Origin of the sequence: Salmonella bongori NCTC 12419, assembly GCF_000252995.1 — a bacterium.
GTDB lineage: Bacteria > Pseudomonadota > Gammaproteobacteria > Enterobacterales > Enterobacteriaceae > Salmonella > Salmonella bongori.
In genome coordinates, this window is sequence record NC_015761.1 from 2,847,491 (window position 1) to 2,862,656 (window position 15,166).

9 protein-coding genes are annotated in these 15,166 nt (G+C 52.7%); 1 reads left to right on the forward strand and 8 read right to left on the reverse strand.

Annotation, left to right across the window (positions count from 1 at the left end; all coding sequences use genetic code 11):
• Nucleotides 1–54 precede the first annotated feature (54 nt).
• Nucleotides 55–1,386 (forward strand): amino-acid N-acetyltransferase, encoded by a 1,332-nt coding sequence (argA, locus tag SBG_RS13385; protein ID WP_000975199.1) that lies wholly within the window; start codon nt 55–57, stop codon nt 1,384–1,386.
• A gap of 102 nt (nt 1,387–1,488) precedes the next feature.
• On the opposite strand, the gene recD is transcribed toward argA, so the two are convergent.
• The 8 genes from recD to SBG_RS13425 all read right to left on the reverse strand — a co-directional run bounded on the left by recD (nt 1,489) and on the right by SBG_RS13425 (nt 15,040).
• The gene (gene recD / locus SBG_RS13390; RefSeq protein WP_000155156.1) at nt 1,489–3,324 is read right to left on the reverse strand and encodes an exodeoxyribonuclease V subunit alpha; all 1,836 of its coding nucleotides are present in this window, start codon (nt 3,322–3,324) and stop codon (nt 1,489–1,491) included.
• On the reverse strand, nt 3,321–6,866 hold the full coding sequence (gene recB / locus SBG_RS13395; RefSeq protein WP_001000519.1) for an exodeoxyribonuclease V subunit beta: 3,546 nt from the start codon (nt 6,864–6,866) through the stop codon (nt 3,321–3,323). The genes recD and recB overlap by 4 nt, the downstream gene beginning before the upstream one ends.
• Entirely contained in the window at nt 6,859–9,747 is a 2,889-nt protein-coding gene (gene ptrA, locus SBG_RS13400; RefSeq protein WP_001138112.1) for a pitrilysin, read from the reverse strand. The genes recB and ptrA overlap by 8 nt, the downstream gene beginning before the upstream one ends.
• A gap of 172 nt (nt 9,748–9,919) precedes the next feature.
• Nucleotides 9,920–13,291 (reverse strand): exodeoxyribonuclease V subunit gamma, encoded by a 3,372-nt coding sequence (gene recC / locus SBG_RS13405; RefSeq protein WP_000946840.1) that lies wholly within the window; start codon nt 13,289–13,291, stop codon nt 9,920–9,922.
• Nucleotides 13,292–13,306: 15 nt separating this feature from the next.
• Nucleotides 13,307–13,627 carry a prepilin-type N-terminal cleavage/methylation domain-containing protein gene (locus tag SBG_RS13410; RefSeq protein ID WP_000089545.1) on the reverse strand — a complete coding sequence of 107 codons (321 nt, stop codon included), beginning with the start codon at nt 13,625–13,627 and terminating at the stop codon, nt 13,307–13,309.
• Nucleotides 13,612–14,019: a DUF2509 family protein gene (locus SBG_RS13415; protein WP_001078541.1), complete on the reverse strand. Its 408-nt coding sequence runs from the start codon at nt 14,017–14,019 to the stop codon at nt 13,612–13,614. The genes SBG_RS13410 and SBG_RS13415 overlap by 16 nt, the downstream gene beginning before the upstream one ends.
• Nucleotides 14,016–14,579 carry a prepilin peptidase-dependent protein gene (locus tag SBG_RS13420; protein WP_000028965.1) on the reverse strand — a complete coding sequence of 188 codons (564 nt, stop codon included), beginning with the start codon at nt 14,577–14,579 and terminating at the stop codon, nt 14,016–14,018. Before SBG_RS13420 ends, SBG_RS13415 begins: the two co-directional genes overlap by 4 nt.
• Nucleotides 14,570–15,040 (reverse strand): prepilin peptidase-dependent protein, encoded by a 471-nt coding sequence (locus SBG_RS13425; protein ID WP_000743930.1) that lies wholly within the window; start codon nt 15,038–15,040, stop codon nt 14,570–14,572. The genes SBG_RS13420 and SBG_RS13425 overlap by 10 nt, the downstream gene beginning before the upstream one ends.
• Between the last annotated feature and the right edge of the window lie 126 nt (nt 15,041–15,166).

The window sequence follows — 15,166 nt, forward strand, 5'->3', positions numbered from 1 at the left end:
AAACAGAATAAAAATACACTTATTACGAATAATAATTCAAGTACAGGGCATACCATGATGAAGGAACGTAGAACCGAACTGGTAGAAGGTTTTCGCCATTCAGTTCCCTATATTAATACCCATCGTGGAAAAACCTTTGTCATAATGCTTGGCGGCGAAGCCATTGAGCACGACAATTTTTCCAGTATTGTCAACGATATCGGGCTATTGCATAGCCTCGGTATTCGCCTTGTCGTGGTCTATGGCGCGCGACCGCAAATCGACGCCAATCTGGCCGCGCATCATCATGCACCGATTTACCACAAAAACACGCGGGTGACAGATGCCAAAGCACTGGAACTGGTAAAACAGGCCGCTGGTTTACTGCAGCTTGATATTACCGCGCGCCTGTCGATGAGTCTGAACAATACGCCGTTACAGGGCGCGCATATTAACGTCGTCAGTGGCAACTTCATCATTGCACAACCGTTGGGCATTGATGACGGTGTAGATTACTGCCATAGCGGCCGTATCCGTCGAATTGATGAAGATGCCATTAACCGCCAGTTAGATAACGGCGCGATTGTTCTGATGGGCCCCGTCGCTGTGTCAGTGACTGGCGAAAGTTTTAATCTGACTTCAGAAGAGATTGCCACTCAACTTGCCGTTAAACTGAAAGCGGAAAAAATGATCGGTTTCTGCTCTTCTCAGGGTGTGACCAATAGCGAGGGGGGCGTAATTTCTGAACTCTTTCCGAATGAGGCGCAGTCGCGGGTTGAAGCACTGGAAGCGCAGGGAGATTACAACTCCGGGACCGTACGTTTTTTGCGCGGCGCGGTAAAAGCCTGTCGTAGCGGCGTACGCCGTTGCCATCTGATTAGCTATCAGGAAGATGGCGCACTATTGCAGGAATTGTTCTCACGTGACGGTATCGGCACGCAGATCGTCATGGAGAGCGCCGAACAGATCCGTCGCGCCACGATCAACGATATTGGCGGTATTCTGGAGCTTATCCGACCGCTGGAACAACAGGGCATTCTGGTGCGTCGCTCCCGCGAACAACTGGAGATGGAAATTGATAAATTTACTATTATTCAACGCGATAATATGACTATCGCCTGCGCGGCGCTGTATCCTTTTACGCAAGAGAAGATAGGTGAAATGGCCTGTGTAGCGGTACATCCTGATTATCGCAGTTCAGCGCGAGGAGAAGTGCTTCTTGAGCGGATTGCCGCCCAGGCACGGCAAATGGGCCTGAGCAAATTGTTTGTGCTGACGACACGCAGTATCCACTGGTTCCAGGAGCGTGGTTTCACACCTGTCGATATTGAGTTACTGCCTGAGAGCAAGAAAAAAATGTATAACTATCAGCGACGTTCAAAGGTACTGATGGCAGATTTAGGATAGCAGGCGGTGTCTGATGGCGCTACGTTTATCCGATCTACAATCGAAAACGTAGTTTGTCGGCCGGATAAGACGCCATGCGTCGCTATCCGGCAAGAATTCGTCTTATTCGATGCGACTGACTTCGTCGAATAAGGCCGATAATCCGCTGCGCCGTTCCGTGCGCGTCACAATCGCGCCTGCCAGTACCCTTTCCTCAGCGTACAGTGATAACCGTCGCCGCGCGCGCGTAACGGCGGTATACACTAATTCTCGCGTAACTACCGGTGAACGCTGGCTGGGTAGAATCAGCGCGGCGTGCTCAAATTCCGACCCCTGTGATTTATGTACCGTCATCGCCCAGGTGGTTTCGTGCTCCGGCAAGCGGCTGGGCTGAACGGACTTGATCGTGCCGTCCGGCATCGCAAACCAAACGCGCAGCCCCTGTCCGCGATCGAGCGCAATGCCAATATCGCCGTTAAATAACCCCAACGCGCTATCATTGCGCGCAATCATCACTGGCCGCCCCTCATACCAGCGGGAATGAGGATGCCGTTGAATTTTACGCTGCTGGACCATTGCCTGCTCAATACGGTCATTCAACCCACTTACACCAAACGGGCCTTCGCGCAACGCGCAAAGCAGTTGATAATCACTGAATGCCTGAAGGAGCGCCTCTGGCGCCGCTTTCTCATGCAGCAACCGCAAGTAGCGACCATACCCCGCCAGCGCTTCATCCAGCATCCCTGCATAATCGTCGCTACTTTGCAATGTGCGCTTTTCAATATCGCTAAACCCCTGCTGAAAAATAGCCTGGATTGCCGATCTGTCACCGCAGTTAATGGCCGCAGCCAATTTCCCGATACCGGAATCGCTGCCAAAACGGTAGCTCTTTTGCAGTAAACAGAGGCTATCGCGCAAAGACGCGGCTTGTGTCCCGGTACCGGCCGGAATTGTACTTCCCGTCAGGCGGCTCAATTGCCGGGCACGCTCCGCCGTGAAACCAGCATTAACATAGGCGCAAATATCGCCCAATACTGCGCCCGCCTCAACGGATGCCAACTGATCGCGATCGCCAAGGAAAATAACCCGACCATGTGGCGGCAGCGCGTCAATCAAACGCGACATCATCGGTAAATCAATCATTGACGCTTCATCGACCACCAGCACATCCAGATGCAATGGATTACCCGCGTGGTGTCGTAATCGCTGGCTGCCGGGCTGTGCGCCTAATAGGCGGTGCAGCGTACTGGCGTCCTCCGGTATCCGTTTTTTCTGCGCATCGGTCAGCGGAAGCTGGCGCAACGCCGCGCCAAGCGACTCCGTCAGGCGTGCGGCCGCCTTTCCCGTCGGCGCCGCCAGCCGGATACGGCAACGTTCGCCATCCGCCATTTGAATTAATGCCGCCAGCAGCTTCGCGACGGTCGTGGTTTTACCGGTGCCAGGGCCGCCGGAAATCACAGAAATACGGCGAGTGAGTGCCACGGCGGCGGCCACTTTTTGCCAGTTTACCTCATCCGTCGGCGGGAAAAGTATATCCAGAATACGAGCAAGTTGCGCTTCGTCAACCTCGACGTCCTGGTTAACCTCGTTAAAAAAGCGCGCGACCGTACGCTCATTGCACCACATGCGATTCAAATAGAGACGATCCCCGCACAGAATTAACGGCGCGGGGCTATCGCCACCGCTAACCGCCGCAGACGCCAGCAAACGTTTTTTCCAGTCGATTGGCGTATCCGTTTCGCTTATCCACGAAACCAGTAAAGGATGCGCCTCCCCCGTTAACGTCAGACGCGACAGCGGCAGACAGACGTGGCCGTCTCCTGCATCACGGCTTAGCAACGCTGCCGCCAGCGTCACGGCGGGATCATCATAACCGGCGACGGTCAAAGCAAACTGGGCATCAATGGGCCGTAATAATTTTTGTCTGACGGCTTCCAGTAACCGCTCCTGGATTGTCATTGCGCCTCCTCACTCATTTCACCTGCAAACATCTCATCCAGTTGATTAATCAACGCTACCGCTGGGCGAGTGGTAAAAATGCCCTGCTGCGGACGCTCGCTATCCACCCCGCGCAAGAAAAGATAGATAACACCGCCAAAATGGCGCTCATAGTCGTAATTTGCCATACGATGACGCAGATAACGGTGCAGGGCCAGCGTATAGAGCTGATACTGCAAATCATAGCGATGCGCCTGCATCGCTGCGGCCATCGCCGTTTGGGTATAAGCGGCGCTATCCTCACCCAGCCAGTTAGATTTATAGTCGAGCAGGTAATAACGTCCTTCATAACGAAACACCAGGTCGATAAAGCCTTTTAACATGCCGCGAACCTGGGTGAAATCCAGCGGAGGACAGCCAGCTGAAAGCGCGTCGTACCGACGAATCAACGCATCCAACTCTCTGGCGGTCAGCGGCTGGACGATCGGCAGATAAAACTCCATTTCTACCTGCTTTTCGCGCGCGGTAAGCAGACTCAGTCTGACGCCCGTCTCGTTAAGGGGCACGTGTAACACTGTGTCCAGCCATTGCGTAAGCACGGGTTCCCATTGCGTCTCAAAGCCGTTCAGTTCAAGTTTTTCCTGCACCCATTGAGGGTCTATGGGCTGCGTAAAATCAAGCTCTTCAAACAGACTGTGCAAAAATGTTCCCGGCGAAGCCCCGCGAGGAAAGTGATGCGGCGTCATGGCTGGAGCTTCCGTCACCTCGCCGACGCCTGCGGCGTCAATATCGAGGCGAGGAATAAGGTCTTGTGCCACGCTATGTCCCCGTTGTTGCAAACCAGAATAACTGGTGACGCGCCAGCTATCATACGGCAGACGTTGTAGCGTTCTGGCACTAAGTTCCGTGAGTGATGCCGCGGCAGTTTGCCAGCGCTCATTGTCTGTATTGCCTGGCGTTCGACACACAATATCTTCATCACATAGCGCCTCAATACAAGTGCGGAGGCCTGCGGCATCCAGTGGTTCACCTTTTTGCAGAAGTCGACCTAACGCGCTTTTGTGGACATCTGTCTCGCCTTTTTTATCACTACGACGCCGTACCAACGGTGCGACGCCGAGGCTACAGTGCCACACTGCACGGGTCAGGGCGACATACAGTAAGCGCAGATCTTCTGCCAGGCGTTCGGCTTCTGCCAATTCTATGCTTTCTTCAGCGTGACTGAGATCCAGTACGGCTTCGTAAGAGTGCCTGTCGTGATAAAAGGCCTGATCCTGCACACGAAAATGCGTGATAAAAGGTAGCCAGACCAGCGGATATTCCAGACCTTTCGATTTATGAATGGTAACGATTTGCACCAGATGCTTGTCGCTTTCCAGGCGCAGCTGCTGGCTTGAAGCATTGCTATCGGGTTCAAGAATATGTTGCGCCAGCCAGCGCACCAGTGCATGTTCGCTTTCCAGTTGCGAACCGGCTTCCTGCAACAGTTCACTGATATGCAGAATATCCGTCAACCGACGCTCGCCTCCCGCCGTCGCCAGCAGATTTTCAGCAATATTGCGCGCCGACATTAGCGCGCGCAGCATAGGCATCACACCGCGTTTATGCCAGATCTGCCGGTAGCCATCAAACTCTTCGACGACGGCATCCCATGCATTTTCATCATTATTAAGCGTTTCAATATCCAGAGCGGTTAGCCCCATCATCGATGTCGCCAGAGCGCTACGCAGCGTATTCTCGCGTTCAGGCGCCATCACTGCCTGTAATACCCATAGCATTTCCTGAGCTTCAAGCGTTTCGAACACACTGTCGCGGTTAGAAAGATAGACGGAGGGGATAGCCAGTAATGTCAGCGCATCCCGTATCAGAGCGGCTTCCCGTCTGCTGCGCACCAGTACGCTGATATCCGAGGCGCGAACAGGCTGCGATGAATCGCCCTTCATCAGCAGCGCGTCGCCCGTTTGTCCGGCGCGCAACCAGTCGCGAATCTGCGTGGCGCATACCTGCGCCATATAGCTTTGGTAGTCGCCCGAACCACAGCTTTCCCCCTCCATCAGCCACAGGGTCATTGCAGGCTGAAGAGCGCCATCCACCTTAAATTGCAGCGACTGGTTTCCTGGCGCAAACTTTACCGGATTGAAGGGAATGTCGCGAAACATAAAGGCGTCGTCCATTTGACTGAACAGCTTGTTAACGCTATTCACCATTCCCGGCGCGGAGCGCCAGTTCGTGTCGAGCGTATAGTGCGCGCTCACTTCGCTACGGGCCTTCATGTAGGTAAAGATATCCGCGCCGCGAAACGCGTAAATCGCTTGTTTAGGATCGCCGATAAGTAATAGTGCCGTATCGGGCTGATGGTGCCAGACGCGGCGAAAAATACGATATTGTTGTGGATCGGTATCCTGAAATTCGTCGATCATCGCCACCGGGAAACGGGCACGAATCGCCGCTGCCAGCGCTTCGCCGCTTTCACTACGCAGCGCCGCATCTAAACGGCTGAGCATATCGTCAAATCCCAACTCGCCGCGCCGCCGTTTTTCCTGAGCCACCGTTTCCCGGATTTCCGAGAGCGCTCTGGTAAGGACCAGATCTTTGATCGATAGTGGTTCGCCCAGCAGGTTATCAATCGCGACAAACAAGGGGTGCCGGGGCGTCACGCCACCCGCTTTGGTACGCTCAGCTAAAAAACGCTGTGAAAATTTTCCCAACGCTTCAGGTAATTGATAGTTTTTTGTCTCTTCTTGCGACCACGTGGTAATTTTTTCGATCCATTTAGCCTGATTACCACGGTTGAATTTTCTGCGATCGATCCCGGATGATTCGAGCAGTGCTTCCAGCTCACTAACTGCCTCACGCCACTGTTGCTTTACCTGGTTGATGCGCGCCAGGATCTGCTCATGACGCGATGCCAGCGTCTCCTCCTGCGATGGCGGCGCTTTAATAACCGGTGCTTCGCCCTGCAGATAGCGATCAATCTCTTTTAATAGCGCGTTCGGCCCTTTCCACGCGTCAAAAACCACCTGCGCAATGTCACGTGGCAACGGATAACAATGACGACGCCAGAAATCAGCGCAGGCCTGATAGCGCAACAGAGATTCGTCTTCAATAAGCTGTTGCTCAAACAACATGCCGGATTCAAAGGCGTTCAGGCTGAGCATACGTTGGCAAAAGCCGTGGATGGTAAAGACCGCCGCTTCGTCCATTTGTCGTTCAGCCAGTAATAACCATTGTGCGGCCTGCTTTTTGTCGTTAATTTCCGCCAGCAAACTGGCGTACAGCGGATTATCCGTACTCTCCCGCAGGCAAGCGATACGCAGCTCATGGATATTGCTGCGGATTCGCCCACGTAGCTCTTCGGTAGCAGCCTCCGTAAAAGTGACCACCAACAGCTCTTCAACGGTTAGCGGACGGGGAAATGCAGCCGCTCCGCCAAGACCAAGCAGTAGACGCAAATATAGCGCAGCGATAGTAAACGTTTTGCCTGTGCCTGCTGACGCTTCAATCAGACGCTCGCCCGTAAGGGGTAAGCGTAGAGGATCAAGGGCCTCGGCGACATCATTCATTCTTTTCGCTCATGAGAGGTAAAGTTTGTTGCAATGCGCTGACGTCATCCCACACTTTCCAGCCTGTCGGATGCACGTATTCTGCTTTCCCGTTTTGGCTACCGGAAATCTGTGACAATATTGCCATGCCCTGCGGCTCCACCACCGCCTGATGGAAAAAGTCAGCAAGTTTTTGCGGCGTCAGCAGTTTAATCTGGGCTATGATTTTATCACGCGAGTCGAAGCGCATATTACCCCGATCGAAATCTTTGCTTAACCGGGATGCTTCTTCACCCAGTGTCTGCGGCGCCTGGCGCATTTGCGTAATGATCGCCTGCTGAATTTGTTTGAATTCTTCTGCCTTCATCGCTCGCAGCTTCGCCTCGGCGTCAGGGAAAAATGCCTGATAACGTTGCCACAGATAAGAAGGCTGTTTGTCGTTGCTCTGTAGCAGGAAGCCCATTCCCCATTGGCGACCTACGCTCATTGGAAAAGCAAAGACGGCGTATCCCAGTTGCTCTTCGGTTCGTAGCTGATTGTAAAACCACGGTTGCACAATCTGACCTGCCATCGCGCTATAGGCCGCGCTGGCGTATTCATCGTAACCGACCGGGACAAAGACCGCTGCCAGCGCGGAGTCGGTGCTACTGCCCGCTTTTTCAAATATCACCGACTGTTTTTTCTCAACCAGCACTTCTTTATTGCGACACCACGCCGCTCCGTTCGTCGCAAGTTGTTTTTGAACATCCTGCGCCAGCGAAATTGCCTGGGCCTCACTCATATTACCAATAACCAAAAACTCCGGGCGTGCGCCTGTTTTTAAGGTATTACGGTAGGCCAGCACCTCTTTCAATGTAATGGACGGCAGCAAAGCACGACGCTCATTACGGGAAAAATAAGGCACTTGCGAAATCATTTGCACCGGCATAATCGCCTGTTCGTAGGCTTTTCCCTTCTCCGCAGAATCCATCATCTGCGTATACCATGACTTCGCCTGCGCCAGCTGTTCTTCGGTAGCGTCGTAGCTGAAATACCCCTCCAGCAACGCCTGGAAAAGTTGCGGCAAACGCTGGGTATAACCATCCGCATTGACCATGAGTCCATTGTTGGCGTTGGTAGAAAAGCTAATACCGCCTACTGCCGCCTGGTTGCTGAGCTGATCGAGCGCCATTCCCGCCAGATAATCATTGAGAGCAAACAGCACCTGATTTCGGGCGCTGTCCATGGCCTGCGGGTTACGTAATACCATGCTCACGTCAGCTTTTGGCTCGCTGGCGAAATAACGGCTTGGCGCATAAACCACGCGTAAATTCGGTTTATCGACAATCAGCTCTGGCCGCTCGTAAGTTTTATAATTCTTAATAAGCGTAAAATCATTGGGAATATAAGGGTTTAATTCCGGCAAAGACAACGCAATGCCCTGCGCTTTTTGTCGCCAGTTTTTCAACGTCTGTTCGCTAATTTTATCGACCTGGTAAGGCGCATCGACAAAATAGGCCATCTTATTATGCGGTTCCTGGGGACTGATATACCAGATACGTGCATTCTGCGGCGTCATCATCGCCAGACGGTTTTCGATAGCGGCAGGATCGTAACGATCGGCGATATTTACCGCATCCAACGTATGCGCTACCGGGACGCGAATCATGGTGTCCGCCAGCCATTCGACATAATCCATATCGCGGGTAATAGAGGGGTAACGGAAGTCAAGATCCAGCACATGCGCCAGTTCATCAAAATAACGTTTATCTATCCCTTTCTCACGTAACATATTGAGATAGCTAAAGATAGCTGCGACCACTTCATCACGATGGGCCAGGCCTTTATCGGTCAGTGTTGCCGAAATGGCAAACACACCGCTATTGCCATTAACAATCGGATCGGAATTCGCGCTAATGCCTTCAACCAGCCCCTGTTTTTGCAACCAGTCAGAGAGCGTCCCCGGGCTACGATTGCCAATCAGGTAAGAGATCAGTTCATCAGTCTTGCTACGAAACTGCGCGCTATTATTATCAATCCGAAACTCTACGCGCAGTACTTTACGCGGTAACGCCGGCACATAATGAATAATAATGCCCTTTTGCGCATCGGTAACAACGGGGATAGTGATTTCTGGCTTTTTAATCTGCCTGTTCGGCACACGCCCATAGGTTTCTGCAGCTATACGCGCCAGTTCTGGCAAGGGTTTATTACTGTAAATCACCGCTTTCATTAGATTGGCTGAATAGTATTTTTTATGAAAAGCGATCAGTGCCTGTTGCACCGGATTTCCCGGTTTGTCGCTTAGCGTCTCCAGATTGCCGCCGGAAAAGCGCGAGCCTGGATGCGCCGGGTTGATGGTTTCGGCACTTATCTGCGCCATGCGCATACCGTCGCGGGTACGCGCCATCGTCAGTTCGGCATTCACCGCATTTCGTTCGCGTTCGGCGTACTTTTTCTCCAGCAACGGCGCGGCAATGGCATCGGCCAGGCGATCCACGGCGCCTGGAAGCGCGTCGTTTTCCACCTCCAGGTAGAAGGCCGTTCGATAAGGCGCAGTGCTGGCGTTATGGCTACCGCCATGTCTTTTAAGGTATTCGGCAAGGTTATCAGCCTGCGGATATTTTTTGGACCCCATCAGGCACATATGCTCAAGGTAATGTGCAAGCCCCTGATGCGCATCAGGATCTTCAAGGGATCCCACAGGCACCACTAAAGCGGAAAGCGACTTTACTGCCTGCGGATCGGATACCAGCAATACCACCATGCCATTATCAAGACGTACCGCCTGATACTGCCGGGTATCTTTCTCGCTTTTACGAATAGTTTCTTTCAGCGGCTGCCAACCGATATCCGCCTGAACTACGGGTCCCCAGAGGGCGACTAACAACAATAATGTTTTAAACCAGATGCTGCGGGGCATTCACGAACCTCATCATTAACTTTTTCCCGTCCCTGTTTAAGGGTAAACAAAGCGTCGACCTGAGCAAAACGGGATATTGTGCTGAACCAGGCAGCATCTTTTTATCAGTAATCAGCCCGTGGCGAAGAGCGCATCATAGACGAAGCCTTTTTGTTGCGCAATTTTCATACTATCAACGCGACTGATTAAAACGAAACAGCGGTAACAGGTAATGCCGGGACTGCGTAATGATAGCCTGCAACGTTTCCGATTCCAGCTGACGCCAAAGACGTTGATACCAGATATCTTCGCCTTCACCGCTTACTATCATGTTGCCTTCGTAAGCCTGAAGAAACTTTGTTCTGGCCTTCTGTAGGGTGTCTTCATCCTCTAACATGACATCATTTTCAGCGTCATAACAGGCTTTTATCCATGCGCCGCCGCTTTCCGGCAGAACCAGAAGCGGAGAAGACATGCCCTCCCGGTAGCCGTCAATCATCTGCGCCAGGTAAACCATTGCCTGCGCTTTATCCAGGGGCGGAAATCGCCACTCTCCCTCCTTGCGCAAAAACAGACGGCTTTCACCGCGACCGCCACAGGCACAATAGACAAGGTGTTCCAGCCAAAGTTGCACGCCTTGCGCAACGCTGAGTAAAGAGGGACGCCAGCGCAATAACCCATCATCCTGAACCTGAGGTAGCCAGCCAGTTAGCTGAACGCCATTGCAAAGCAACTCAACTTCCAGACTTTGGCTCGGCTTACGACAGGCGATGACCCGGCTGGCCAGTTGCTGCATCTCCTGACATTGCGCATCCCAAAATATTTCACCAAAAGCACCGTAGGGGAGTTCTCCTGCCGCCCGGAAGCGGCGGAACAGACGTCCGGCGTCTTCTTCTTCAACCAATGTATTGAGCAATTGCTGGTTGAGTTGATATCGCGTCAATCCTTCTAATTCAAACGGTTCCGCATCAGGAATCTCGTTCTCTTCCGAGCGGAAATTAACCTGAAGCCGCATCTGGAAAAACGCGCGTACCGGGTGAGCCCAAAATCGCTGAAGGTTGTCCAGCGTCAGCGTTTCCGGCATCGTAAAAGGAAGCGGCTGTATAAAGTCGCTATGGGCTTTTCCCGACTGACTCGCCGCAGGCAGCCACTCTCTGGCGTAGCTTTGCTGTTCGCCAGGTTGGTAATTTTGCGCATCAAAAGGCATACGGGTGTGCAGACACGTAATATGCGCTTTAACACGTGCGTCACTCTCATCGCAGGTCAACATTTCGTCGCCCGGTAAATAGTGGCTTTGCCCGATGTAATCCACCAACTCCTGCACCAGTACGGAGGGAAAACGTTCGCTATTGTCCTGAATAGAGCGCCCAATGTAGCTGATATAAAGCGTCTGCTGCGCCGACATTAACGCTTCCAGAAACAGATAGCGGTCATCATCGCGACGGCTACGGTCCCCGCGCATCGGCTTCTGGCTCATCAGGTCAAAACCCAACGGCGCAAGCTGGCGCGGGTATACACCGTCGTTCATTCCCAGCAGGCAAACAACTCTGAACGGAATGGAGCGCATCGGCATAAGCGTACAAATGTTGATAGGGCCTGCCAGGAAACGCTGACTAATACGCTCCTGATCCAGACGCTGCGCCAGTTCGTCCCGCAGCAGCGAAATCGGGACCGCGTCGCCATATTCCGCCGCGACGCCTTCGGCGATAATGGCCTGCCACTGCTGTTCAATCAATGTCATTGCCGCTTCCGTGTCCGCATCGGGCAGGAAGAAATCATTAAGCATATCGCGACAAACGGGCAGCCACTCTTCCAACGGCCTTTCCTGTGCCAGACCGCGCCGCCAGATATTAAGCTGCATCAGCAGCGAAGCCAGATGGCCGACCAGTTCAGCAATCAGACCGCTGGATTCGTCATAAGGCAGGACAGACTGCCACTCGCCCTGGGCGCTTTCCATGGCATACCCCAATAGCATACGCGTCAGGCCAAATTGCCATGTATGCTGCCCCGTGGCAGGAAGCTCCAGCTCGCGTACATTGTCATCGTCAATTCCCCAGCGAATGCCTGACTCATTGACCCACAAGCGCAAATAACGTAGTCCTTCTTCGTTGATCATAAAACGGGCAGCCAATACCGGCACGTCTAACAATGCTAAAACATCTTCGGAAACAAAGCGGCTGTCCGGCAACGAAAGCAGACTGATAAACGCCTGTAACACCGGATGTGACTGACGCGCCCGCCGGTCGGAAATGGCATAAGGCAGATATCGCTCCGTCGGCGCGCTACCAAATACCGCCTGGATAAAGGGGCTATAGCTGTCAATATCAGCTACCATTACGATAATGTCGCGCGGCGTCAGCGTCGGGTCGGCCTCCAGCATCGCCAGCAGGCGATCGTGCAATATTTCCACTTCGCGTTGCGGGCTGTGACAAACGTGAAAAGAGAGACTGCTATCCCGGGGATCAAGCAGACGTTTATTATCGCTGCGCGAATACTCTTCAAGACTGACTCCCGCCACCGCATGGCTTTCCAGTTCAAGAATATCTGCCTGAATCCGATGCAAAAGATTATCTGGCGTAATATCGACAAACGCATCCAGCTCCTGGCTGTTTTCCAGTTCAGATAGCAGGTAGATATAGTCTCGCCCCAGCTTTCCCCATGAAGCCAGTAGCGGATTACCGATATCCTGCTCGCCGTCACTGTTAAATAAGGCTTCCGGATTCTGGTTTTCACGGAACAAAGGTAAATGGCGGTCTTCAAAACTGTGACGGCGCTGGCGAGCCATCAATTTTGCCAGCCAGGCAGGATCTTTTATATCGCCCCAGTAATAGCGGCACGGGTTAGTAAAAAGTAAATGAATTTCAATATGTTTACCCAGTGCCTGTAAGGCTCTGAGATACACTGGCGGCAACGCGGAAATACCGCAAATAAAAACGCGGGACGGCAACCCCGGTGGGCAGGTTGCCGCGCTTTCCAGTTCCTGAATAAAGCGTTGATATAGATTAGCGCGATGCCAGCGCGGCTGCCCCAGCGCGGCGGTATATTCCACCAGAGCTTTCCACAGCGGTGCCTGCCAGCTTTGTGCTTCTCCCAGGCCTTCCACGATTTTTCCCGCTTCCCATTGCGTAAGCCAGTCTGGCCGGTAAACCAGATACTGATCGAACAGGTCGGCAGCGCGTGCAGAAAGCTGAAAGAGTTTGCGTTTATCGGTATCGTCGGTCAGATAATGACGCAACATCACAAACTCATCCTGCGCCAGCAACTGCGGCAAAAGGGTCATCAATTTCCAGCTCATGCTTTGCTTGCTAAAAGCGCTCTCTTTGGGTATTTCCGGCAGCACGCGGACAAACATTTCCCAGATAAAACTCGCCGGTAGCGGAAAAGCAATATTCGCTGCAATACCAAATTTTTGAGAAAGGGTCATCTGCAGCCACTGTGCCATACCGGTGCTTTGGACCAGAATCATCTCCGGTTCAAAGGGATCATCCAGCCGCTCGCGTTCGACGATGAACTCCATCAACGCTTCCAGCACATCCAGGCGATTGGAGTGGTAGACCCTTAACATAAATACTCCTGACGACTAACGATTTGGACAATGCAAGCGCGTCATCTGCCCTTGCCTGCCAGAGGGTGAAACCATCGTGACGCTGATGCTGACACATCCCGATTGCGTTGTCTGCATTCGGCTGGCCTTCCAACCGTCGGCAGGCGAAAATGAATACAGCGCCGTTTGTTGCCACGCCTGCCGCCAGATGTGAAGATACTGGTGTCGTAGTGTAAAACTGTTCATTAATACCCGCTGATAACCTGACAACGCGGTGATGATTATTACCATCAGAACCATCGCCACCAGAACTTCGGGTAGGCTAAACCCGCGCTGTAAATTCAGGGGACGCGACATAACGCCACCTCTTTTAACGGACAAAAATCACTCCAGCCGTGGGAAGAAAAAACAATTTCCCCCTGAATCACATCGCCCAGACGCCATAACGACATACCGTCATCTTGCGCTATCATCATCACTTTATCCCCCGGCAACACCCGCAAACAGACTCGCGTCGCCGAAGAGGAAGAATGCCGGCATTCCATTTCAACTAAGCCCGACCATCGTTGCCCTCGCCCCCATTCCAGTGCCGACTGTACGCGCGCCTGGCGTTGTAAAGCCAGGCTCTGCATCGCTACGCGGGAGGCATAGCTGGCCTGCTGCTGATTCACACCCTGCAATAGCAGACTGCCCAGAATCAGTATTAAAAGCGCCAGCATTAGCGAAGAGGCACCACGCTCCCGATTCACAAATTAAATCCCGTTACGCTGTATTGCGCGTCAATAACAGTCTGAGGTTCAGCTTTGCTGGCACCGCGCAGATGTAGCATAAGAAGGGGAGAGAATCCGGCTATATTCCGGCGCTCAACGGTAAACGCCGTTATAACCACCGTATTGGGATCGGTCATTTTCTCCCATCCTTTACCCTGGCACGCCGTTGCTCCGCGTAATGTTTCCAGAACGTTATCTTTCACACGAAATCCGGTCCGCTCGGCCTCTTTCGCCGGTATGGTATCCCAGACACCGTTATTATTCTCGTCCCACTGAACGAGGATACATTGTCCTTGTTCAGCAATATGTAACCCTTCACCCATACAGTGACCATGACAGTAACCTGCTCGTTGTAGATACTTCGCTACGGTGTAGGTCCGCTGCCAGATCTCATCTTCCAGCGATAACGTTCGCGTGTTGTGCCAGATCTCACGCTGTAACGCCGGTAAAAATCGTGCAGATCCAAGCAGTAAAATGGAACCTATCGCCATCGCCAGCAATACCTCCAGTAGAGAGAAACCACGCATGGTTATTGACATGCGTCTACCTCATTACGTTCACATAGCCTGATTCGCCCCCAGGAAGAGACCACCAGACGCCACTCTCCAGCGGCGTTTTTTAGTACGATGTGTCCTGCCCATGCCGTATTGCGCAGTCCAAAGAAGGCTAACGACGGCGTGATATCGGCGAGGGCAACATCACGCCAGCCAGGCGTAAAAACAAACGGGGAGGAAGATGCACACGAGGTGTACGCAGCGACTGAGCTAATAAAGCACCATGTGTTCCCTTCTTTGAGGACACTAATCCTATGATCCCGATTACGCCAGTTAGCGTCCTCACGTAGTTGCAGCAGGTAGTCCCGCACCTGACACGCGGTTTGCCACAGGCGCTGTTGCTGTTGCCAGCATTGCCAACCGTAGAGTCCTGTGGCGCTGAGAATGATAATGAGAGACATAGCGACCACCGTTTCAATGAGCGTATAACCGTGTTGTTTTTTCATGTCGGCAGTATGCCGGGCGAGAAAAAAATAACGAGCGACTAATGCTGATTATTCGGCGCGTTACGGAAAAGAATTACGGTCTTGCAGCACGTTGCAAAATTTCAGGAAGCCGCGCCGAAGATTTAT